This window comes from Streptomyces atratus, from assembly GCF_040655115.1.
Taxonomy (GTDB): Bacteria; Actinomycetota; Actinomycetes; order Streptomycetales; family Streptomycetaceae; genus Streptomyces; species Streptomyces atratus_D.
Genome location: NZ_JBFAJH010000003.1, coordinates 344,613 through 366,738, shown reverse-complemented (window position 1 = coordinate 366,738; position 22,126 = coordinate 344,613). Strand labels below are relative to the sequence as shown.

At 69.1% G+C, this 22,126-nt stretch carries 19 protein-coding genes and 1 rRNA gene; 11 read left to right on the top strand and 9 right to left on the bottom strand.

All coding sequences use genetic code 11. The features are described from left to right. Positions 1 to 152: 152 nt before the first annotated feature. A 5S ribosomal RNA gene (gene rrf / locus AB0I23_RS06780) occupies positions 153 to 269 on the top strand. 115 nt (positions 270 to 384) lie between these two features. On the opposite strand, the gene AB0I23_RS06775 is transcribed toward rrf, so the two are convergent. From AB0I23_RS06775 to AB0I23_RS06755, 5 genes are read right to left on the bottom strand one after another with little or no spacing between them, the layout of a single operon-like run. Next, complete coding sequence (locus AB0I23_RS06775; protein ID WP_359107508.1) at positions 385 to 1,695, bottom strand: DUF58 domain-containing protein; 1,311 nt, start codon at positions 1,693 to 1,695, stop codon at positions 385 to 387. 10 nt (positions 1,696 to 1,705) lie between these two features. Further along, positions 1,706 to 2,707, bottom strand: a complete 1,002-nt coding sequence (locus tag AB0I23_RS06770; protein WP_359107475.1) for an AAA family ATPase — start codon at positions 2,705 to 2,707, stop codon at positions 1,706 to 1,708. Next, positions 2,704 to 3,942, bottom strand: coding sequence for a DUF4350 domain-containing protein (locus tag AB0I23_RS06765; protein WP_359107473.1), 1,239 nt, complete (start codon positions 3,940 to 3,942; stop codon positions 2,704 to 2,706). Before AB0I23_RS06765 ends, AB0I23_RS06770 begins: the two co-directional genes overlap by 4 nt. Further along, positions 3,939 to 4,628, bottom strand: coding sequence for a DUF4129 domain-containing protein (locus AB0I23_RS06760; protein WP_359107472.1), 690 nt, complete (start codon positions 4,626 to 4,628; stop codon positions 3,939 to 3,941). The genes AB0I23_RS06765 and AB0I23_RS06760 overlap by 4 nt, the downstream gene beginning before the upstream one ends. A 4-nt stretch (positions 4,629 to 4,632) precedes the next feature. Then, positions 4,633 to 5,835 (bottom strand): DUF7544 domain-containing protein, encoded by a 1,203-nt coding sequence (locus AB0I23_RS06755; RefSeq protein ID WP_359107470.1) that lies wholly within the window; start codon positions 5,833 to 5,835, stop codon positions 4,633 to 4,635. A 140-nt stretch (positions 5,836 to 5,975) separates the two neighbouring features. On the opposite strand from AB0I23_RS06755, the gene mtnA reads away from it, so the two are divergent. From mtnA to AB0I23_RS06720, 7 genes are all read left to right on the top strand, one after another. Beyond that, on the top strand, positions 5,976 to 7,118 hold the full coding sequence (gene mtnA / locus AB0I23_RS06750; protein ID WP_359107468.1) for an S-methyl-5-thioribose-1-phosphate isomerase: 1,143 nt from the start codon (positions 5,976 to 5,978) through the stop codon (positions 7,116 to 7,118). Between the two features lie 4 nt (positions 7,119 to 7,122). Beyond that, positions 7,123 to 7,812, top strand: a complete 690-nt coding sequence (gene mtrA / locus AB0I23_RS06745; RefSeq protein ID WP_359107466.1) for a two-component system response regulator MtrA — start codon at positions 7,123 to 7,125, stop codon at positions 7,810 to 7,812. Between the two features lies 1 nt (position 7,813). After that, positions 7,814 to 9,826, top strand: a complete 2,013-nt coding sequence (gene mtrB / locus AB0I23_RS06740; RefSeq protein WP_359107464.1) for an MtrAB system histidine kinase MtrB — start codon at positions 7,814 to 7,816, stop codon at positions 9,824 to 9,826. Further along, complete coding sequence (locus AB0I23_RS06735; RefSeq protein WP_359107462.1) at positions 9,816 to 11,684, top strand: LpqB family beta-propeller domain-containing protein; 1,869 nt, start codon at positions 9,816 to 9,818, stop codon at positions 11,682 to 11,684. The genes mtrB and AB0I23_RS06735 overlap by 11 nt, the downstream gene beginning before the upstream one ends. A gap of 131 nt (positions 11,685 to 11,815) precedes the next feature. Further along, positions 11,816 to 12,547 (top strand): ComF family protein, encoded by a 732-nt coding sequence (locus AB0I23_RS06730; protein WP_359107460.1) that lies wholly within the window; start codon positions 11,816 to 11,818, stop codon positions 12,545 to 12,547. A gap of 322 nt (positions 12,548 to 12,869) precedes the next feature. Beyond that, positions 12,870 to 13,556 (top strand): ribosome hibernation-promoting factor, HPF/YfiA family, encoded by a 687-nt coding sequence (hpf, locus tag AB0I23_RS06725; protein ID WP_037699191.1) that lies wholly within the window; start codon positions 12,870 to 12,872, stop codon positions 13,554 to 13,556. Between the two features lie 187 nt (positions 13,557 to 13,743). Next, on the top strand, positions 13,744 to 14,496 hold the full coding sequence (locus AB0I23_RS06720; protein WP_266985005.1) for a response regulator: 753 nt from the start codon (positions 13,744 to 13,746) through the stop codon (positions 14,494 to 14,496). Positions 14,497 to 14,520: 24 nt separating this feature from the next. Here AB0I23_RS06720 and AB0I23_RS06715 read toward each other — a convergent pair whose 3' ends face one another. Next, the gene (locus tag AB0I23_RS06715) at positions 14,521 to 15,696 is read right to left on the bottom strand and encodes a winged helix-turn-helix domain-containing protein (protein ID WP_359107457.1); all 1,176 of its coding nucleotides are present in this window, start codon (positions 15,694 to 15,696) and stop codon (positions 14,521 to 14,523) included. A gap of 34 nt (positions 15,697 to 15,730) precedes the next feature. After that, positions 15,731 to 16,351, bottom strand: coding sequence for a GNAT family N-acetyltransferase (locus tag AB0I23_RS06710; RefSeq protein WP_359107456.1), 621 nt, complete (start codon positions 16,349 to 16,351; stop codon positions 15,731 to 15,733). A gap of 240 nt (positions 16,352 to 16,591) precedes the next feature. On the opposite strand from AB0I23_RS06710, the gene secA reads away from it, so the two are divergent. After that, positions 16,592 to 19,417, top strand: a complete 2,826-nt coding sequence (secA, locus tag AB0I23_RS06705) for a preprotein translocase subunit SecA (protein ID WP_359107454.1) — start codon at positions 16,592 to 16,594, stop codon at positions 19,415 to 19,417. Positions 19,418 to 19,526: 109 nt separating this feature from the next. Here secA and AB0I23_RS06700 read toward each other — a convergent pair whose 3' ends face one another. Beyond that, the gene (locus AB0I23_RS06700) at positions 19,527 to 19,943 is read right to left on the bottom strand and encodes an Rv3235 family protein (protein ID WP_359107452.1); all 417 of its coding nucleotides are present in this window, start codon (positions 19,941 to 19,943) and stop codon (positions 19,527 to 19,529) included. A gap of 288 nt (positions 19,944 to 20,231) precedes the next feature. Here AB0I23_RS06700 and AB0I23_RS06695 point away from each other — a divergent pair, with 288 nt between their 5' ends. Together AB0I23_RS06695 and AB0I23_RS06690 are read left to right on the top strand one after the other, a co-directional pair. After that, positions 20,232 to 20,738: a DUF6912 family protein gene (locus AB0I23_RS06695; RefSeq protein WP_359107450.1), complete on the top strand. Its 507-nt coding sequence runs from the start codon at positions 20,232 to 20,234 to the stop codon at positions 20,736 to 20,738. A 34-nt stretch (positions 20,739 to 20,772) separates the two neighbouring features. Continuing rightward, positions 20,773 to 21,444, top strand: a complete 672-nt coding sequence (locus AB0I23_RS06690; protein WP_359107448.1) for an HAD family hydrolase — start codon at positions 20,773 to 20,775, stop codon at positions 21,442 to 21,444. Positions 21,445 to 21,536: 92 nt separating this feature from the next. Here AB0I23_RS06690 and AB0I23_RS06685 read toward each other — a convergent pair whose 3' ends face one another. Beyond that, complete coding sequence (locus AB0I23_RS06685; protein ID WP_359107446.1) at positions 21,537 to 22,103, bottom strand: DJ-1/PfpI family protein; 567 nt, start codon at positions 22,101 to 22,103, stop codon at positions 21,537 to 21,539. Positions 22,104 to 22,126: the final 23 nt, after the last annotated feature.

The window sequence follows — 22,126 nt, the reverse complement described above, 5'->3', positions numbered from 1 at the left end:
GTTGATAGGCCAGATGTGGAAGCCTGGTAACGGGTGGAGCTGACTGGTACTAATAGGCCGAGGGCTTGTCCTCAGTTGCTCGCGTCCACTGTGTTAGTTCTGAAATAACGAACGGCCGTGTTGTTGCCCGGTGTTGGTTAATTTCATAGTGTTTCGGTGGTCATTGCGTTAGGGAAACGCCCGGTTACATTCCGAACCCGGAAGCTAAGCCTTTCAGCGCCGATGGTACTGCAGGGGGGACCCTGTGGGAGAGTAGGACGCCGCCGAACAATTATTCCGGGAAAGCCCCGCACCTCTGGTGCGGGGCTTTTCTGCGTTCACAGGAAGATTGCCACCAGACCTCCTCATGGTCAGTGCCTGGTGTGGTTGTCACGGAGTGTTGGATCAGAGTCGGCCTGCTGCCTTGAGAGCCAGGTAGGCATCGGCGAGAGCCGGGGCGAGACTGTCCGGGGTGGCGTCGACGACCACCACACCATGGCGCTGGAGTTGCTCCGAGGTCCGTTGCCGTTGAGCTTTGGCCTGAGCCGCCGCTGCAGCGTTGTAGACCGCGTCCACCGCGCCCCTGGCTTCGGCCATCTGCGCGATGTGCGGGTCGGCCACGGCTGCCACCAGCACCGTGTGGCGCTGAGTCAGCTGAGGGAGGACAGGGAGTAGACCCTCCTCGATGGGAGCCGCGTCCAGGCTCGTGAGGAGCACGATCAGAGAGCGACGAGGGGTGCTTGCCAGGGCAGTGGTGCTGAGTCCTCGGGCGTCCGTTTCCACTAGTTCAGGTTCGAGCGGCGCCAGCGCAGTGACCATGGCCGACAGGACTTCACCCGCGGCACGTCCCTGAACCTGGGCGCGGATGCGGCGGTCATACGCGATCAGGTCCACACGGTCGCCGGCGCGTGCGGCGAGAGCGGTGAGGAGCAGGGTCGCGTCCATTGCAGCGTCGAGGCGGGGCACATCACCGACTCGGCCCGCTGAGGTGCGGCCGGTATCGAGGACGATGAGGATGTGGCGGTCCCGCTCGGGGCGCCATGTACGGACTGCGACGGCCGATTGCCGGGCCGTGGCCCGCCAGTCGATGGAGCGGGTGTCGTCGCCGGGGACGTAGGCGCGCAGGCTGTCGAACTCTGTGCCTTCGCCGCGAGTGAGAACGCTGGTGCGTCCGTCCAGTTCCCGGAGCCTGGCGAGGCGGGACGGCAAATGCTTGCGGCTGGTGAACGGCGGCAGTACCCGCACCGTCCACGGAACTTGATGATGTCCCTGCCGGGCTGCCAGGCCCAGCGGCCCGTACGAGCGTACGGTGATGCGCTCGGCTCGGCGGTCGCCGCGTCGAGTGGGACGCAGGAGCGTGGTGAGGCGGCGGCGTTCACCTGCCGGGATGTCCAGCCTGTGGCGGGACGCCGCCTGTTCCGTACCGGTGAGCCAGCTGCTGGGCGGCCAGGCATCGCGGAGATGCGCGCGCAGGCGACGACGCGAAGAATTGGTTACGGTCAGTTGTACTTCTGCGCCCTCGCCGAGTCGAACGGTTGTGTCACCGGATCGGGTGAACTGGAGCGTTCGCACTGGCGCGGCCAGGGCATAGTCGCACAGAATTGCTAGAGAGAGGGGGGCGTTGACGGCGATCATGCCTGTCCAGCTCGGGGCAAGAATGCCTACAGGGAGTGACCCCAAGGCGGCGAGCAGCGCTGTTCGTCCGGTGAGGGCCACGGTCACTGCCTCATCGGGGTACGGGGACGTGGGCGAGGACCGCGGTGATGACGGAGTCGGGGGTGACTCCTTCCATCTGCGCCTCGGGACGGAGTTGGATGCGATGACGGAGCGTGGGGAGTGCCAGGGCTTTCACGTCGTCCGGAATGACGTAGTCACGACCGGTCAGCCAGGCCCAGGCGCGGGCAGTGGCGAGCAAGGCGGTAGCACCTCGGGGAGAGACCCCGAGGGAGAGCGAGGGGGATTCACGCGTGGCACGACAGATATCGACGACATAGCCGGCGATCTCGGGGGAGACCGTGGTTTTGGCGACCGCGGCCCGGGCGGATTCCAGGTCGGCAGGACCTGCGACGGGGCGTACACCTGCTGATGCCAGGTCGCGGGGGTTGAAGCCGTCGGCATGGCGGGTCAGGACGTTGATCTCCTCGTCGCGGGACGGCAATGGAACCGTCAGCTTGAGGAGGAAGCGGTCCAGCTGGGCCTCGGGGAGGGGGTAGGTGCCCTCGTACTCGACGGGATTCTGAGTGGCGGCGACCAGGAAGGGGTCCGGTAGGAGGCGGGGGGTTCCGTCGACGGTGACCTGGCGCTCCTCCATCGCTTCGAGGAGGGACGACTGCGTCTTCGGGGGCGTGCGGTTGATCTCGTCGGCCAGGAGGAGGTTGGTGAAGACCGGGCCGGGCTGGAAAGAGAACTCAGCGGTGCGGGCGTCGTAGACCAGCGAGCCGGTGACGTCGCTCGGCATCAGGTCGGGGGTGAACTGGACGCGCTTGGTGTCGAGCTCGAGTGAGGCGGCGAGGGCGCGGACCAGGAGGGTCTTGGCCACACCGGGAACGCCTTCGAGGAGGACGTGGCCTCGGCAGAGCAACGCGACGACGAGGCCGGTGACGGCGGGGTCCTGGCCGACTACGGCCTTGGCGATCTCGGAGCGCAGGGCTTCCAGGGATGCGCGGACTGCGTCGTCGTTCCCGACAGTCTCGGTTGTCCGGGCGGGCACTGGGGGCGGGGCGCTCATGAAGTGCGTACCTCTCTTTCGAGGGTGTCGAGTTGGTCTGCCAGACGGACAAGGGCGGCGTCATCGGACGGAGCCGTGCCGAACAGGACGGTGTCGAGGCCGGTTTCGGTGCTGCTGAGGCGTGCGGAGACGGCGGGAAGGAGAACCGCGGGGGAATGGGCATCGCGGGGTGAGACCCCTAGGAGCGGCGCGATACGGGTGCGAGTGACGGAGCGAAGTGAGGAGGCGGCCCGGTCGCGGGCGTTCGCCTTGCGGTAGAGGCGGGCGCGACCCTCGGTGGATTCGGAGGCGCGGATGGCCACGGGCAGCCGTTCGGTGACCAGGGGACCCAGTCGACGGGCGCGCCAGATGGCGGCGAGCACGGCGGCGACTGCGAGTTGCAGGGTTCCCCACAGCCAGCCCGACGGGATCAGGTCGGTGAAGCTGCGGCCGTTGTCGGCATCATCGCTGCCCGTGCTGTCGTCACTGTCTCCGCCGTTCCCGGTGGCGGACGGATCAGCGAGCGAGGGGAGGTACCAGACCAGATGTGGACGGGAGCCGAGCAGTTGCAGGGCCAGAGAAGCGTTGCCCTGGCTGTCGAGACGGCTGTTGTAGAGGAAGTTCACGGAGCCGAGAAGGACGGTGTCGCCGGTGCCCTGCTCCTGGACCAGGAGCAGGGTGGGGAGACCCCCGCTGGGGTAACAGGCGAGGGTTTCGAGGCCGTCCGCGGTGTAGTGGAAGCCTCCCGTGTCAGCAGTGCCCGCGCTGTGGGCGCCGGGCAGCAAGCAATGCGGTGCACGGGGGGCAACCGGTCCGGCGTACGTCGCGCGGACCCCGGGGGCCAGTGTGCCCGCGGACGGGGGGCCCGCTGCGAGGAGGACGGTACGGCCGGCCGAGTCGGCGGTTGCTGCGCGGAGTTCGCGCTGCTGGCGTGGCGTCAGCAGGTCGGGGGCGGTGACGAGCAGGGTGGTGTCCGGGCCGACTGCGGCGGTGGCCTCGTCGAGTGTGGCGGCGACTCGTACGGAGACGCCGCGGTCCTTGAGGAGTTCGGCGACGGCCCGGCTACCGTGCTGGTCGGCGGAGCGGGGGTCGAGTCGGCCGTGCTGGGCACCGGAGCGTGCGGTGGCCAGCACGATTCCGGCTGTGATGAGAAGGAGAAGGGCAAGCACCAGACCGCGGGTGCGAGTCCAGACCTGGCGCGGGGTGGGAGAGACCGAGCTTGGGGGCACGGTCGAGGTGGCAGTGGGCGCGGTCATTCGGCCGCTCCTTGGGCCGGGGTGGTCAGCAGGGGCTTGGCGTTCTCGAGGTCGAGGTCCAGGTCCCGCACTATCAGATACGCCTGCCTGCCGGTGTTTCGACCGCCGTACGTGATGGCGTCGAACTCCTGGGCGGCGGCACGAAGGGGCAGCGCGTGCATCGGCAGTGAGCGGCCTGCCTCGGCGGCGGCCTCGTCGGCCGTGCGGCCGGGGCGGGGGTCGAGCAGGGCGCGTTCCTCCAGCGAGCGGACGATGGCGCGCATGCGTTCCTGGACGGCTTCGTCCCAGCGGTGGGCGGCAGCGTGTGCCTCGGCGGCGGTCCGGTGTTCGGCGGCGCTGCGGGGGCTGTCGTCGAACAGGGCGTCGGCGGGGCGGGTGGTGCGTTGCGGGGTGCCCAGCCGCCACCAGAGGGCGGCGGCCAGGCCGATGACGACCAGCACGAGGACGATCAGCCCGAGCGGTCCGCCGGGCGCGGTGTTCGAGACTGCGGAGAAGAGATCGCCGAGCCACTCCCAGAGGCGGTCGAGACCGCGCTGGAGGAGGTTCGGGTCGTTCTCGTGGTACATCGGTTTGGACAGCTCGTGTCTCGCCGCCTCGCGGGCGGGGACGCGTGGAGTGTCCACCGGTATGTCGCTGCTCGCGTGGATCAGCAGTCGTGCTGCTGTCGCGCCCCCCGCCCCCGACACGGCATCAGCTCCTGGTGTCGTAGCCGGGCAGACCAGCGGCCCGAGCGAGCTCGAGGTCGAGTGCCTCGCGACGGATGCGCTGATCCACGTAGAGCAGGGCCATCACACCGGCGGAGAGCGGGTAGGTGATCGTCGAGATGATCACCTCGCCGATACCGGAGATGATCAGGAATGGCCAGCCGAAGTCGGTGGGCTGCCCGGTGAGGAACGCTCCCACCCCGTCGCCGTCCAGGATGATCGCGATGATGCCGAACGGGATCGCGATGATCAGCGTCACGATGAGCGTCAGAAGCCAGGTGAGGAGCAGGATGCCGAACGTCCGCCACCAGGCGCCCCGCACCAGCTTCGCGGAGCGGCGCATTGAGACGGTGATCGACTGCCGCTCCAGCATCAGTGCCGGCGAGGCGAGGCAGAAGCGGACCATCAGCCAGATGATGACGGTGGTGGCAGCCAGGAATCCGAGAAGGGCGAGAGCGACGCCGGCAGCGGAGCCGATCAGCACGCCGGGGAGTACGCCCACCGCCATGACGGCGGCGGCCATCAGAGTCAGGAGCAGGGTCAGGCCGAGCAGCTGAAGGAGGCGGGGCCGGGCCTCGGTCCACGCTTCGGAGAGCGTCACGGATCGGCCCACCACCGAGCGGCTGATCACGATGGTGAGCATGGAGGTGGTGAAGAGCGTCGCGATCAGGGCGACGAGCGTCGACGGCGCGCTGTTGATCAGGCTCGACTGCATGGCGTCGGCGGCCTGGCGGAGCTCTTCCGCGCCGGTCACGTTCGGGTCGACCGTAGCGGGTTCCGGCAGCAGGTAGCGCTGCACGAGAATGATCGTGATCTGTGCGATGACGGAGACGGTGAGTGTGATGCCGAGAACCGTGCGCCAGTGGGCGCGCATCGTGGACACCGCACCGTCGAGGATCTCTCCGACGCCGAGCGGGCGGAGCGGGATGACACCGGGCTTTGCGGCAGCTGGCGGCTGACCCCAGGCGACTGCCTGCGGCCTGCCGCCCCAGCCAGGGGCGGGTGGCGGTACGCCGGGGCCGTTGCCAGGGGTGCTCGGTGGGGACCACTGCCCTGCCGGTGGCTGCGTGGAAGACCAGTTTCCCGCAGAGCCGCTGCTGTCGATGGGCTCGGAAGGCCGGGGGACGCCCGCCTCCTGGCCGTCGGAGGGGGCAGATCCGGGCGAGGCCCAGCCCGGAGTGTCGTTCATTCTCGCTCCTTCATGGTCCTGTCCGCTCATCGGGGCGGCAGGTTGGCAGCCATCGTGCCACGCGTTGCTCCGGTACGGGCCGGGTGCTCCATCACCTTCGTACCTTCATTTGTGGGCGGCTCACCGTGCAGACTGGGCGGATGGCTGATCAGGACGCGCAATCGCCGGTGGGCATCAAGCCTCCCGCGCTTCCCTCCATCCGCTGGGCCGAGCTCCCGGAAGGCCCTGCAGTGGTGCTTCTCGACCAGACACGGTTGCCCGCCGAGGAGACCGAGCTGCTGTGTTCGGATGCGCCTGCGCTGGTGCAGGCCATCCAGACGCTGGCCGTGCGCGGGGCGCCGTTGCTGGGCATTGCTGGGGCCTACGGGGTCGCGCTGGCCGCCGTCCGGGGCGACGACGTGGCGGAGGCTTCGGGGCTGTTGGAGCGGGCGCGGCCCACCGCGGTGAACCTCGGGTACGGCGTGCGGCGCGCGGCGGGGGCGTACTGGGCGGCGCTGGACAAGGGCGTGGATGCGCAGCGGGCGGCCGCGGTGGCGTTGGCGGAGGCCGAGGCGCTGCACCGGGAGGATGCCGAGGCCAGTCGGCGCATGGCGCAGTACGGGCTCGCGCTGCTCGAAGAGCTGCTGCCCGGCGGCGGACATCAGCTTCTGACCCACTGCAATTCGGGGGCGTTGGTCTCGGGTGGTGAGGGCACGGCCTTTGCTGTGGCGCTCGGGGCGCACCGGGCCGGACGGCTGCGACGGCTCTGGGTGGACGAGACGCGGCCTCTGCTGCAGGGGGCCCGGCTGACCGCGTACGAGGCGGCGCGCAACGGGATGGCGTACAGCTTGCTGACGGACAATGCTGCGGGTTCGCTGTTCGCCGCGGGGGAGGTGGATGCCGTGCTCATCGGGGCGGATCGCATTGCTGCGGACGGGTCCGTGGCCAACAAGGTGGGGAGTTATCCGCTGGCGGTGCTTGCCAAATACCACCATGTGCCGTTCATTGTGGTGGCGCCGACCACGACCGTGGATCTGCAGACTGCGGACGGGGCATCGATCGTCGTGGAGCAGCGCCCCGGACGAGAAGTGACAGAGCTCACATTGCCCCGGATCGGGGCGGGTGGGGAAGTGGGCGGACTGCCTGTCCCACCGCTGGGAACCCAGGCGTACAACCCCGCATTCGACATCACGCCGCCAGAACTGATCACGGCGATCGTCACGGAGGAGGGTGCAGTTTCCCCGGTCACGGGGGTCGGACTGGCAGAGCTGTGTGCCAGATCATCGCAGGTAACGATTAGCTAATGGGATGATGTCGATTATGAAGGGACGCGTCCTTGTCGTCGACGACGACACCGCACTGGCCGAGATGCTCGGGATTGTGCTGCGTGGTGAAGGGTTCGAGCCGTCGTTCGTAGCGGACGGCGACAAGGCACTTGCCGCATTTCGAGAGGCCAAGCCGGACCTGGTCCTGCTGGATCTCATGCTGCCCGGACGGGACGGCATCGAGGTCTGCAGGTTGATCAGGGCCGAGTCGGGCGTGCCGATCGTCATGCTCACTGCCAAGAGCGACACGGTCGATGTGGTGGTGGGCCTGGAGTCAGGGGCCGACGACTACATCGTCAAGCCGTTCAAACCTAAGGAGTTGGTTGCCCGGATCAGGGCACGTCTGCGCAGGTCCGAAGAGCCGGCACCGGAACAGCTGACCATCGGGGACCTGATCATCGATGTGGCCGGTCACTCGGTGAAGCGGGACGGGCAGTCGATCGCCCTGACCCCGCTGGAGTTCGACCTGTTGGTCGCGCTCGCCCGCAAGCCGTGGCAGGTCTTCACCCGTGAGGTGCTGCTCGAGCAGGTGTGGGGGTACCGCCACGCCGCCGACACCCGGCTGGTGAATGTGCATGTCCAGCGGTTGCGTTCCAAGGTCGAGAAGGACCCGGAGCGGCCGGAGATCGTGGTGACCGTCCGAGGCGTCGGTTACAAGGCCGGACCGAGCTGACATGTCCCTGGGTAGCGCTGCCCCGAAGCCCGGGGAGCCGGGAGTCCGTACGGGGCGGGCTACCGGTTCCGGACACACGACCTCCGCGTTCGGACGTCTTCTGCAGGGCGGCCGGTTGTTCCACGACCGGGCGCCCGGCGGTCCTGTGCCGCGACTGCTGATGCGCTGGGTTCGGCGCCCGCTGCTGCCCGCCGTCCGGCTGTGGCGGCGCAACCTGCAGCTGCGGGTCGTCGCGGGCACGCTGCTCATGTCGCTCGGTGTCGTGCTGCTGCTCGGCCTGGTCGTGATCGGGCAGGTCCGCAACGGCCTGCTCGACGCGAAGGGCAAGGCTGCCCAGACGCAGGCCGCCGGTGGCTTCGCGGCGGCCCAGGACAAGGCGAATGCTCCGCTCACCCCTGGTGGGCAGGGCGGCGACGCCAGGGACGGCACGACCGCCAACAATTCGTGGCGGACGGAGCTCGTCGACCAGCTCGCCAGTGGCGGCAAGAACGCCTTCAACGTGGTGGCGCTCAGCGCCGACGAGGGCACCCGTGCGCCGCGCGGCTCGGGCAGTGTCGAAGCGGCCAGCATTCCGCAGAGTCTGCGGGAGGCGGTGGACAAGGGGCCGGGTGCGTTCCAGACGTACTCCCTGATTCGGTACGCGAACGGACAGGAGTCGCAGCCCGGGCTCGTTGTCGGTAAGCGTCTGTACGACATCGACCACAATCCGTACCAGCTCTACTACCTCTTCCCGCTGACGCAGGAGGAGAAGTCCCTGACCCTGGTCAAGGGCACGCTGGCCACCGCAGGACTGTTCGTGGTCGTGCTGCTCGGGGCCATCGCCTGGTTCGTGGTGCGGCAGGTCGTCACGCCCGTACGGATGGCTGCGGGGATTGCCGAGCGGCTCTCCGCCGGCAGGCTCCAGGAGCGCATGAAGGTCACCGGCGAGGACGACATCGCCCGGCTCGGTGAGGCCTTCAACAAGATGGCTCAGAACCTGCAGCTGAAGATTCAGCAGCTGGAGGACCTTTCCCGAATGCAGCGCCGCTTCGTCTCGGACGTCTCGCACGAGCTGCGGACGCCGCTCACGACCGTACGGATGGCCGCCGATGTCATCCATGAGGCACGCGTCGACTTCGATCCCGTGACCGCGCGCTCCGCGGAACTGCTCGGCGATCAGCTCGACAGGTTCGAGTCGCTGCTCTCCGATCTGCTGGAGATCAGCCGGTTCGACGCGGGCGCCGCGGCGCTGGAGGCAGAACCGATCGACCTGCGACAGGTCGTACGGCGGGTGATCGGCGGCGCCGAGCCGCTCGCCGAGCGCAAGGGCACCCGGATCCGGGTGGTCGGCGACGAGCAGCCGGTGATCGCGGAGGCCGACGCGCGGCGGGTCGAGCGCGTGCTGCGCAACCTTGTCGTCAACGCCGTCGAGCACGGTGAGGGCCGGGACGTCGTGGTGCGGATGGGGGTGGCCGGAGGCGCGGTCGCCGTCGCCGTCCGGGATTACGGCGTAGGACTCAAGCCCGGCGAGGCGACCCGGGTCTTCAACCGGTTCTGGCGCGCAGACCCGGCGCGGGCACGGACGACCGGCGGCACCGGTCTCGGACTGTCGATCGCTGTCGAGGACGCCCGGCTGCACGGCGGCTGGCTGCAGGCGTGGGGCGAGCCGGGCGGCGGTTCGCAGTTCCGGCTGACGCTGCCGCGTACGGCGGACGAGCCGCTGCGCGGCTCGCCGATACCGCTGGAGCCCGAGGACTCGCGACGCAACCGCGAGAACCGGGAGCGGCCCACGGACGTCGGCACGACCGGGAGCGAGCACCGCCTCACGGCGGTGCCGACCCAGCCGGGCAGCCCGGACCGTTCGCCGCTGCCCGTCCCCGTGGCTCCTCGGACGGCACCGTCGTCGGTGCATCCGGCCGCACTGCCGGGCAACGGCGCCCGTGTGATCGCCCGCCCCGCCGAGGACCGGCCGGGCGACACCATCGACGTTGCCGCGCAGGACCCGGAGCGGGAGGACACAACTCGTGGGCGCTGACCGTCGTGAGGGCGGCCGTGGACGTACGGTGGGGCTGGTCGCTCTGCTGGGATGCGGCGTCGTGCTTCTCTCCGCGTGCGGCTCGATGCCCGTCACCGGGGACATCAAGGCGGTCGATGCCTCGCAGCCCGGTGACTCCCAGGTGCAGGTGTACGCGGTGGCGCCCCGCGACAACGCCACTCCGGACGAGGTGGTCGACGGCTTCCTGGAGTCCATGACCAGTGATGACCCCGGCTTCCGGACGACCCGGAAGTACCTGACGAAGGAGGCTTCGCGCACCTGGAAGCCGAGCGCGTTCACCACAGTGCTCTCCAAGGCGCCGAACCGGAGCGATCGCCCGGTCCGCGACGGCGACCGCAGCAGCACGGAACTCACCTACACGCTGACCGGTGAGAAGGTGGCGACGGTCGACGCGCAGAGCGCATACAGGCCCGTCGCGCCCACGGACTTCAACCGGACCCTGCACCTGGTGCGGCAGAACGGCAGCAAGGAGTGGCGCATCGACTTCGTGCCGGACGGCCTGCTGCTCGGTCAGTCCGACTTCAAGCGGCTCTACCGCTCCGTCAACAAGTACTACTTCGCCAGCGGACCGTCGGCAGGTCGGTCGATGCTGGTCGCCGACCCCGTCTACGTGCGCAACCGGACGGACCCGATCACGGGGATGGACACCGTGACGCAGACGGTCCGCAGTCTCGTCGAGGGACCGACCAACTGGTTGCGGCCGGTAGTCGACTCCCGCTTCCCCACCGGTACGGTCCTGCGCAAGGGCGTCACGGCCCTGGCGCCCGACGACCGCAACGTACTGAAGGTTCCGCTCACCAAGAAGGCGGACGGCGCCGGGCAGCGCTCCTGCCGCATGATGGCCTCTCAGGTGCTGTACACCGTGCGCGATCTGACGTCCGCACGGGTTGAGCAGGTCGAGCTGCAGCGGTCCGACGGTTCGACGCTCTGTGTCCTGGGCGCGGACCAGGCGGAGGAGTTCGCTCCGGACAGTTCCTCGGGCGGCCCCGACAGCCAGTACTTCGTCGATGACAAGGGACATGTCCAGCGCATCCCCGGGAGCACCAGGGGCAGCGGTGATCCGGAGCCGGTGGCCGGCCCGCTCGGGAACGGACCGGTGCAGATGAGCACGGTCGGCGTGGCCCGGGACGAACAGCTGGCGGCGGCGGTCTCGCAGAACAGTGCGGTTCTGTACGTCTCCTCCGTCTCCTCCGTCGACGCGCAGGGCCAGCTCCCCGCGCCCACCGTGATCAGCAAGGCGAAGAAGCCGGAGGACCGGTTGTCGGCGCCGAGTTGGGACGGTCGGGGCGATCTCTGGGTGGCCGACCGGAATCCGGACGATCCCCGGCTGCTGCGGCTGGCCGGCGGTACCGGCAAGCCACTGGACGTCGCGGTGCCGGGCCTGGGCGGCGCACGGATCGAGGCGCTGCGGCTGTCGGCGGACGGTGTCCGGATCGCGCTGCTGCTGACCGAGGGCGGCCACACCACGTTGAAGATCGGCCGGATCGAGCGCCGGGATCCGGACACCAAGCAGGACGTCTCCGTCGTGGCGTTGCGGCAGGCCGCGCCGCAGCTGGCCGATGTGACCGCGATGTCCTGGTCGGGCCGGAGCCGCCTGGTGGTGGTTGGCAAGGAACAGGGCGGCGTACAGCAGGTGCGCTATGTCCAGGCGGACGGTTCGGCTCCGGCGTCGGGTGTGCTGCCCGGAGCGAATCAGGTGTCGTCGGTCGCCGCGGCGGACGACGAGCAGCTGCCGCTGATGGCGGACACCGAGGACGACGGGGTCGTCATGCTGTCGCCGGGGGACAACTGGCAGACGGTGCTCAAGGAGGGCTCGTCGCTGGTCTACCCGGGCTGAGCGCTGGTCCGGGGGCTCCCCGGACCAGCGGTGCCGGGTGATCGCGTGGTGACGGGTGCGCTGACCCGTTCGTCGCGGCTGCGTTTTCCACAGGGGTGGCCGGGTTCGTGCCACGGGCGCACAGTGGAGTCATGCGGGGGTGGTGGCGGGAGATTGTTGGGCTGGTCCTGCCGGTGGCCTGCAGTGGCTGCGGCAGACCGCGGACGGAGCTGTGCGAGGAATGCCGGGCGGCGCTTCATGGAGCGGTGCCGCGACGGGTGAGACCCGCGCCGGAGCCGGCCGGGCTGCCGGTGGTGCATGCCGCCGCGGCGTACGAGAACGCGGTGCGGGCGACGCTCCTGGCTCACAAGGAGCGTGGCGTACTGGGACTGTCGCGGGAGCTCGGCAGGGCGCTGGCGGGTGCTGTAAGGGCCGGGACGGGGCAGGTGGGAGGTCGGTCGGGACCGGTGCTGCTCGTGCCCGTACCGTCGGCGCGGCGGGCGGTGGCGGCGCGCGGGCACGATCCGGCGCGCAGGATCGCGCTGTCGGCCGCGGGGGAGCTGCGGCGTGGTGGCGTGCCGGCACAGGTGGCCTCCGTTCTGCGGCAACGGCGCCCGGTGGCCGATCAGTCGGGACTCGGTGCGCGGCAGCGTCAGGAGAATCTGGCGGGTGCGCTGGAGGTGGTGGCCGGTGGTGAGCGGCTGCTTGCGACCGAACGGGTGGTGCTGGTGGACGACCTTCTGACGACCGGGGCCTCGCTGGCCGAGGCAGCACGCGCGATCGACGCGGCGGACCTGCGCGAAGACAGGGGTCCTCGCATGCGGCAGGCGGCCGTTGTTGCGGCATCTCCGTCCGCCTTCGAAATAAACCGGAACTGCCCATGAACTTTCATCGTTGCAGGTAGTGAGTGGGTAAAGAGCCCTGAACGGAGGTACGTGCGAGTAGCGGGTGCCGAGATCCGGCCGAGCAGGCTATGTTCGGTTGTGAGGAATGGTGAATGCCGGACCTCGACGAATGCACCACCACGTTTCGGGCAGGTAACTCACCGGTAGTCCAGAAGCTGAAAAGTCGGTGGGGTGGAGGCCTCCCGGATGGGGGAGGAGGAGGTCGAAGCCACCGAGTCCGCGGCTCCGGCGATCACCGGGGCCTGGTGCAAAAGGGAGATGCTCCGCCGCCGAGCGGAGCGATCCGGGAACGGAGTTCTGCGTGGACATCGTCGTCAAGGGCCGCAAGACCGAGGTGCCCGAGCGGTTCCGCAAGCACGTGGCCGAGAAGCTGAAGCTGGACAAGATCCAGAAGTTCGACGGCAAGGTGATCAGCCTCGACGTCGAGGTGTCCAAGGAGCCAAACCCCCGTCAGGCCGACCGTTCCGACCGGGTGGAGATCACGCTTCGCTCGCGGGGACCGGTCATCCGTGCGGAAGCGGCCGCAGCCGACCCCTACGCAGCGCTGGACCTGGCCACCGGCAAGCTGGAGGCGCGGCTGCGCAAGCAGCACGACAAGCGCTACAGCCGCCGGGGCAACGGCCGGATTCCCGCTGCCGAAGTCGCCGAGACCGTGCCGGGTGCGGCGTCGTTCAACAGTGAGGGTGACCTCGCCGGCGGCGAGGCACAGTCCGTACCCACCACCAGGATCGGCTCGCTCGAGGTGCAGGGCGAAGGGCCGCTGGTGATGCGCGAGAAGACGCACGTCGCGGCGCCGATGTTGCTCGATCAGGCCCTCTACGAGATGGAACTGGTCGGGCACGACTTCTATCTGTTCGTCGATGCCGAGACGAAGGAACCCAGTGTCGTCTACCGGCGGCACGCCTACGACTACGGTGTCATTCATCTGAGGACCGACCCGTTGGCCGCTGACGAGGCGGGCGGCGCGGGCGGTGCGCTCGGCGGCTGACGCCCCGTATCGGTGGGTGCCCCTGGGGGCGTAATCACGCCACCAGGGGCACCCGCGTGGGACCACACGACCACCGCTCTGACGTCCAGGCATGGAATCATGACGTCCCAAGCCAATAGGTGCTCTGTGAACTGCCGTTGGCGGACAGTTTGTGAACTTCAGGCCGTGGCCTTCTGGGGGAGGAACGATGGCGGACACCTTCGGGCCCGTGCGCGATGCGAATGATGCCGACGACGCTGCCTGTGCCGATACCGGCGCGGACGCGGAGAGTTCCCGTAAGGAGCCGATCCGCGTCCTGGTCGTGGACGACCATGCGCTCTTCCGCAGAGGCCTGGAGATCGTCCTCGCCCAGGAGGAGGACATCCAGGTCGTCGGCGAGGCGGGTGACGGGGCGGAGGCCGTCGACAAGGCGGCCGACCTGCTGCCCGACATCGTGCTGATGGACGTACGGATGCCCAAGCGCGGCGGCATCGAGGCCTGCACCTCCATCAAGGAAGTGGCCCCCAGCGCGAAGATCATCATGTTGACGATCAGTGACGAGGAGGCCGACCTCTACGACGCGATCAAGGCGGGCGCCACCGGCTATCTCCTCAAGGAGATCTCCACGGACGAGGTGGCCACGGCGATCCGCGCGGTCGCCGACGGACAGTCCCAGATCAGCCCGTCCATGGCGTCCAAGCTGCTCACCGAGTTCAAGTCGATGATCCAGCGGACCGACGAGCGCAGGTTGGTACCGGCGCCACGGCTCACCGACCGTGAGCTCGAAGTCCTCAAACTGGTTGCCACGGGCATGAATAATCGCGATATCGCGAAGGAACTGTTCATCTCCGAGAACACCGTGAAGAACCACGTCCGCAATATTCTGGAGAAGCTGCAGCTGCACTCCAGGATGGAAGCAGTGGTCTATGCCATGCGGGAGAAGATCCTGGAGATCAGGTGAATCGGGTACGCCGGTACAGCTGGGTCAGCCGAGGGCGCGCGCGATTTCCTGGCTGAGCGGCTCGCGCAGCTCCGGTCCGTCCACCCGTTCCACCCGGACCGCCGTGCAGCCGACCCAGGACGCCGCCTCCACGAGCGCCTCGGCCATCGGCGCCACGGCCTTCCTGCCTGCCAGGGACACCTGCCGGGCGACCAGGGTCGTGCCCTCGCGCGCCGGATCGACCCGGCCCTGGAGCTTTCCGCCCGCCAGCAGCGGCATCGCGAAATAGCCGTGGATCCGCTTGGGCTTGGGGACATATGCCTCCAGGCGGTGGGTGAAACCGAAGATTCGCTCCGTCCGCGCCCGCTCCCAGATCAGTGAGTCGAACGGTGACAGCAGCGTCGTACGGTGCCGTCCGCGCGGCTCCGCAGCCAGCGCCGCCGGGTCGGCCCAGGCGGGCTTCGCCCAGCCTTCCACCGTCACCGGCAGCAGCCCGGAGTCCGCCACCACCGCGTCGAACTGTTCGGCCTTCAGCCGGTGGTAGTCCGCGATGTCCGCACGGGTACCGACCCCCAGGGACTGCCCGGCGAGTGCGACCAGCCGGCGCAGACATTCCGTGTCGTCCAGATCGTCGTGCAGTACGGCATCGGGCAGAGCACGCTCGGCAAGGTCGTACACCCGCTTCCAGCCGCGCCGCTCGGTGCACACCACTTCGCCGTACATCAGGGCCCGCTCGACGGCGACCTTCGACGCCGACCAGTCCCACCACTCCCCGCCGTTCTTCGCCCCGCCCAGCTCCGTCGCCGTCAGCGGCCCCTCGGCGCTCAACTGCTTGATCACCGTGTCGTACGCCCCCTCCGGCAGGTCGTGGTTCCACTGCGGGCGTGCGCGGTAGGAGCGGCGGCGGAACGCGAAGTGCGGCCACTCCTCGACCGGCAGGAGGCACGCCGCATGCGACCAGTACTCGAAGGTGCGGCCACCCGACCAGTACGCGTCCTCGATCGTGCGACGGCCGACGGCGCCGAGCCGTGCGTACGGAATCAGCTCGTGGGATCGGGCCAGCACCGAGATCGTGTCGAGCTGTACGGCGCCGAGGTGCCGCAGCACGCCCGGCACCCCCGCGCGCCGGTCCGGTGCCCCGAGGAAACCCTGGGCGCGCAGGGCGATCCTGCGTGCCTGGTCGGCGGAGAGTTCGGCAGCGGGAGGCGGCACAGACGTCATGGACCGAACCCTAGAGGGCCGCACTGACATTCGTTCACGGAGCGGTGGACAGGTCCGTGCGACCGGAGGGGGTGCCGATGGGAGGTTTCCTCGGCAGATACGGGTGGGTGCCCGGCAGGCCCAGGTCGGACGGGAGCAACGCGCCGACCCAGGTGTCCCGCCGCACGCCCTTGTTCAGCAGCCCCGAGCGCTGATCGCCCTCCAGATGGAAGCCTGCCCGCCGCGCCACGGCCCGCGAGGGCACATTGCCGACCTCGGCCCGCCACTCCAGCCGGTCCCCGCCGAGCGCGGTGAACGTCCAGTGGGCGGCGGCCCGTACCGCCTCCGTCGTATGGCCGAGACCGCGGTGCTCCTTCGCCGTCCAGAACCCCACCTCGTACGTGCCCGGCAGAGTGCGCCGATTGATGCCGAGTGCACCGGTCAGCGCCCCGCTGTCGCGCCGGACCACCGCGAAGTTGTACATGGAGTCGTCCTGCCAGCCGCCGGGGGACAGTTTCTCCGTGAAGAGTTCGGCATCGGCCCGGCTGTACGGGGAGGGGACGACCGTCCAGCGCTGGATGTCCGGGTCCTGACAGGCGGCGTACACCTCGTCCGCGTCGCTCCGGGCGAAGGGGCGCAGCAGAAGACGTTCGGTGGTGAGAGTGATCGGCTCCATGTACGGATTCTGGTGAGGCGCCGACCGCAAAGCGACCGGATTTCGGGCTTCCCGGCACCTTCCGAGTCCTCCATCCGTTGACTCGAAAGGGCACAGCGGGCTCAACGCGGCGGCAGCCCTCCCGGCGCGGCGGGGTCCTCGCTTACGATGGCCGTTGCGGTGGGGCCCACCTGCCGTGCCCGTGCCAGCGTCCATCACACGACCCAGTGCCAGGCCCGACCGGCAAGGAGACCAGCCTCAGTGTCCGTCTTCAACAAGCTCATGCGTGCAGGCGAAGGCAAGATCCTGCGCAAACTGCACCGCATCGCGGACCAGGTCAGCTCCATCGAAGAGGACTTTGTCAACCTCTCCGACGCCGAGCTGCGGGCGCTCACCGACGAGTACAAGGAACGGTACGCGGACGGCGAGAGCCTGGACGACCTGCTCCCCGAGGCATTCGCGACGGTCCGTGAGGCCGCCAAGCGAGTCCTCGGACAGCGCCACTACGACGTCCAGATGATGGGTGGCGCGGCGCTGCACCTCGGCTATGTGGCCGAGATGAAGACCGGTGAGGGCAAGACCCTCGTCGGCACCCTGCCCGCGTATCTCAACGCGCTCTCCGGCAAGGGCGTGCACCTGATCACAGTCAATGACTATCTGGCCGAGCGCGACTCCGAGATGATGGGCCGGGTCCACAAGTTCCTGGGCCTGTCCGTCGGCTGCATCCTCGCGAACATGACGCCGGCCCAGCGTCGTGAGCAGTACGCCTGCGACATCACGTACGGCACGAACAACGAGTTCGGCTTCGACTACCTCCGCGACAACATGGCATGGTCCGCGGACGAGCTCGTCCAGCGCGGCCACAACTTCGCGGTGGTCGACGAGGTCGACTCGATCCTCGTCGACGAGGCCCGTACGCCGCTGATCATCTCCGGCCCGGCCGATCAGGCGACCAAGTGGTACGGCGACTTCGCCAAGCTGGTCACGCGCCTCAAGAAGGGCGAGGCGGGCAACCCGCTCAAGGGCATCGAGGAGACCGGCGACTACGAGGTCGACGAGAAGAAGCGGACCGTCGCGATCCATGAGCCTGGTGTGGCGAAGGTCGAGGACTGGCTCGGCATCGACAACCTCTACGAGTCGGTCAACACCCCCCTCGTCGGCTACCTCAACAACGCCATCAAGGCCAAGGAACTCTTCAAGAAGGACAAGGACTACGTCGTCATCGACGGCGAAGTCATGATCGTCGACGAGCACACCGGCCGTATCCTCGCCGGCCGCCGCTACAACGAGGGCATGCACCAGGCGATCGAGGCGAAGGAAGGGGTGGACATCAAGGACGAGAACCAGACCCTCGCCACGATCACCCTGCAGAACTTCTTCCGCCTCTACGGCAAGCTGTCCGGCATGACCGGTACGGCGATGACCGAGGCCGCCGAGTTCCACCAGATCTACAAGCTCGGCGTCGTGCCGATCCCGACGAACCGGCCGATGGTCCGTGCCGACCAGTCGGACCTGATCTACCGGACCGAGGTCGCGAAGTTCGCCGCGGTCGTCGACGACATCGCAGAGAAGCACGAGAAGGGCCAGCCGATCCTGGTCGGCACCACCTCGGTCGAGAAGTCCGAGTACCTCTCGCAGCAGCTCTCCAAGCGCGGTGTGCAGCACGAGGTCCTCAACGCCAAGCAGCACGACCGTGAGGCGACGATCGTCGCCCAGGCCGGCCGCAAGGGCGCGGTCACGGTCGCCACGAACATGGCCGGCCGCGGTACGGACATCAAGCTCGGCGGCAACCCCGACGATCTCGCCGAGGCGGAGCTGCGCCAGCGCGGTCTCGACCCCGTCGAGCACGTCGAGGAGTGGGCGGCCGCGCTGCCCGCCGCGCTGGAGAAGGCCGAGCAGGCCGTCAGGGCGGAGTTCGAAGAGGTCAAGGAGCTCGGCGGGCTGTACGTCCTCGGTACGGAGCGGCACGAGTCGCGGCGTATCGACAACCAGCTGCGCGGTCGTTCCGGCCGTCAGGGCGACCCGGGTGAGTCCCGCTTCTACCTGTCGCTCGGCGACGACCTGATGCGACTGTTCAAGGCGCAGATGGTCGAGCGCGTGATGTCGATGGCGAACGTGCCGGACGACGTGCCGATCGAGAACAAGATGGTGACCCGGGCGATCGCGTCGGCGCAGTCGCAGGTCGAGCAGCAGAACTTCGAGACGCGTAAGAACGTCCTGAAGTACGACGAGGTGCTCAACCGGCAGCGCGAGGTCATCTACGGCGAGCGCCGTCGCGTCCTGGAGGGCGAGGACCTGCAGGAGCAGATCCGCCACTTCATGGACGACACCATCGACGACTACATCCGGCAGGAGACCGCCGAAGGCTTCGCCGAGGAGTGGGACCTCGACCGGCTGTGGGGAGCGTTCAGGCAGCTCTACCCGGTGAAGGTCACCGTCGAAGAGCTCGAGGACGCGGCCGGGGACCGGGCCGGGATCACCGCAGAGTTCATCGAGCAGTCCATCAAGGACGACATCCACGAGCAGTACGACGAGCGCGAGAAGCAGCTCGGCTCGGACATCATGCGGGAGCTGGAGCGGCGCGTCGTGCTGTCCGTCCTGGACCGCAAGTGGCGTGAGCACCTCTACGAGATGGACTACCTCCAGGAGGGCATCGGCCTGCGGGCCATGGCGCAGAAGGACCCGCTGGTCGAGTACCAGCGCGAGGGCTTCGACATGTTCAACGCCATGATGGAGGGCATCAAGGAGGAGTCCGTCGGCTACCTGTTCAACCTGGAGGTCCAGGTCGAGCAGCAGGTCGAGGAGGTCCCGGTGCAGGATGCGGCCGAGCGGACCTCGCTGGCGAAGGAGGATGCCGCGGTTCCGGCTGCGGCGCGCCCGGAGATCCGTGCCAAGGGGCTCGGCGCTCCGCAGCGGCCGGACCGGCTGCACTTCTCCGCTCCCACGGTGGACGGGGAAGGCGGTGTCGTCGAGGGCGACTTCGCCAACGGTGACGGTGGGGCCGGGTCGGAGTCGGACGGACTCACCCGGGCGGAGCGCCGCAAGGCGCAGAAGAGCGGGGGCGGGGGACGGCGCCGCAAGAAGTAGCGCGCGGCCGCGCTTGCGCCCTGTGGGCGTGGGTTCGCTCTGCACACGGCTGGGGCCGGGCACCGAGGGGTGTCCGGCCCCAGCCGTGTGCGGGGGCGGGTGTATCGCCTCAGCTGCCGGACTTGGTGCCGCCCAGCTCTACCGCTGCGCAGCGCCAGCGGAGATCCGCGCCCTGTTCCAGACGGAAGGCCATGGCGCGCACCTCTTCGCCCGCCGCGATGCTCGCGCACGCTTCCACCACTCCCGGCGCGGGCTGGGCGCCGTGGCAGCGGCGTACCACCGGGCGGGCGCCGCGAGCCCTGAGCGGGGTGGCCGGGGCCAGTTCGGCAAGTTGGTCGTAGGCCTCGCCGATCGTGTGACCGAGCATCCAGTGCACCGGGCGCTGGCCACTGAGAACCGCGAGGAGGCGTTCCGCGAACCAGTGGTGCGGGCGCATCCGCTGCGCCGCCCGGCGACGCTGCGCCGGTAGCGCTTCGGGCCTGCGCTGGTCGTGACGTCCGGCGGGCCGGGTCCTGTTCACGCTCATCGTTCATCGCCCCGTTGATCCGAGGCCCGGTCGGATACCGGGCGGTAACTTCTGCTGGGGATCTTCTACGGCGGTGACGTACACGGCCGCAAGCGCCGTCGGGGTGCCGGGCGCGGTCCTTGAGGTTCACCTATCCGGGTGACGGACGCGGTGCCGCGAGGTGCGTGGGGGCGGCGTGAGGGGTGAATCGTGCGCGCGGAGTGGACGGGCCGGAGGCCGTACCCGTAACCCCGAAGGGGGACGTCGCACGTATCCTGAGGGCGTCTCCGACTACGAAAGCGGCCAGCCATGCGCGTGTACGTCCCCCTGACCCTCTCCGGTCTCGCAGCGGCGCACCGGGCGGGCGAGGTCGGCCCCGGTCCGCTGACCGCGTACGCGGTGACACCCGCGCTCCGCGAGTGGTACGTCTCCGACGACATCGAGGAGCTGGAGTACGCGGCGCTCAACCGGGCCGCGTCCGCCTCGCTGCGGATGATCGCCGGGGACCCCGGCGCCGTGCGCAGACGTGTGGTCGTCGCCGTCGACGTACCGGACGGCGAAGCCGTCGCCGACCCCGACCACAGCCTCGATCCGTCGTCGCTCGGCGAGGTGCGGATCGCGTCCGCGGTGGCGTTGAAGAAGGCGGCCGCAGTGCATGTCGACGCGGACGACGCGGAGAAGGGCGTGGCGGCGGCCGCCGCGGTGCTCGGCGCCGCGGACCTCGGGGACGACGACGCGCAGTTCACCGTGGACGGCGCCGAGGACCACGAGCTGCTCTGGTTCGGCGTGCAGGAGATTCCCAACCTGATCGGCTGACCCGGCTGTCGTACCCGGCAGGTACTTTCTATCCATGGGGACGCACGGGAAGCACCGCACGCATCTGGTCTGGGACTGGAACGGCACACTGCTCGACGACAACGACGCGGTCGTCGGGGCGACGAATGCCGCGTTCGCCGAGGTCGGCCTGGAGCCGCTCACGCTGGAGCAGTACCGGGAGATGTACTGCATCCCGATCCCCCGCTTCTACGAGCGGCTGATGGGCCGGCTGCCCACCGAGGCCGAGTGGGAGCGGATGGACGGGATCTTCCACCGCTACTACACCGAGCGTCGGGTCGCCTGTGGGCTGACCGCGGGGGCTACGGAGCTGCTGGCGCAGTGGCAGCTCGCCGGGCGCAGCCAGTCGCTCCTGAGCATGTATGTCCACGAGCAGCTGGTGCCGGTGGTGCGGGGGTACGGGATCGAGCGGCACTTCACACGGGTCGACGGCCGCACCGGGCCGTCCGGCGGCAGCAAGGCTCAGCACATGGAACGGCACCTTGCCGCTCTGGGCGGGATATCGCCCGAGCGCACGGTGGTCATCGGCGACGCGGTGGACGACGCGCTGGCCGCGTCGCATGTCGGCGCGGGGGCGGTGCTCTATACCGGGGGGTCGCACAGCCGGGCCAGCCTGGAGGCGGCCGGCGTGCCGGTGGTGGACAGCCTGGCCGAGGCTGTGGAGCTTGCCGAGCAGATGACTGGCTGAGGGGTGCCCGGAGGGGGCGGGCGGGGCCCCACGAGGCGCTGAGGGGGCTGCGACGACGTCGCGGACCGGCGACGCCTCAGCCGGCCCAGACCTCAGTTCGCCGGGGCCTTCGTGCGCAGGACCTTCAGGAATTCACGCATCCAGGCCGAGTGGTCCGGCCAGGCGCGGGACGAGATCAGGGTGCCGTCCACCACTGCTTCATGGTCCTCGAAGGTGGCGCCCGCCGCCTGCATGTCGAGTTCCAGTGCGGGGTACGCCGTGACGCGGCGGCCGCTCAGTTCGCCGATCGCCGCCGTCAGCAGAGGGCCGTGGCAGATCTGGGCGACGGGCCTGTCCGAGTCGAAGAAGGCCTTGAGGATCTTGCGGAGCTCGGCGTCGTTGCGCAGGTACTCGGGGGCACGTCCGCCGGGGATGACCAGGGCGACGTAGTCACCGGCGTCGACCTCGGAGAACGCCAGGTCGGCCGGCCAGGTGTAGCCGGGCTTCTCGGTGTACGTGTCGAAGCCGGGCTCGAAGTCGTGGACGACGAAGCGGAGCGTCTTGCGGGCGGGGGCCGCGATATGGACGTCGTACCCCTCCTCGCGCAGCCGCTGGTACGGGTACAGGACTTCCAGGGACTCGGCGGCGTCGCCGGTGACGATCAGGACCTTCGGTGCCATGGTGCGGTCTCCCCTCACGCGGA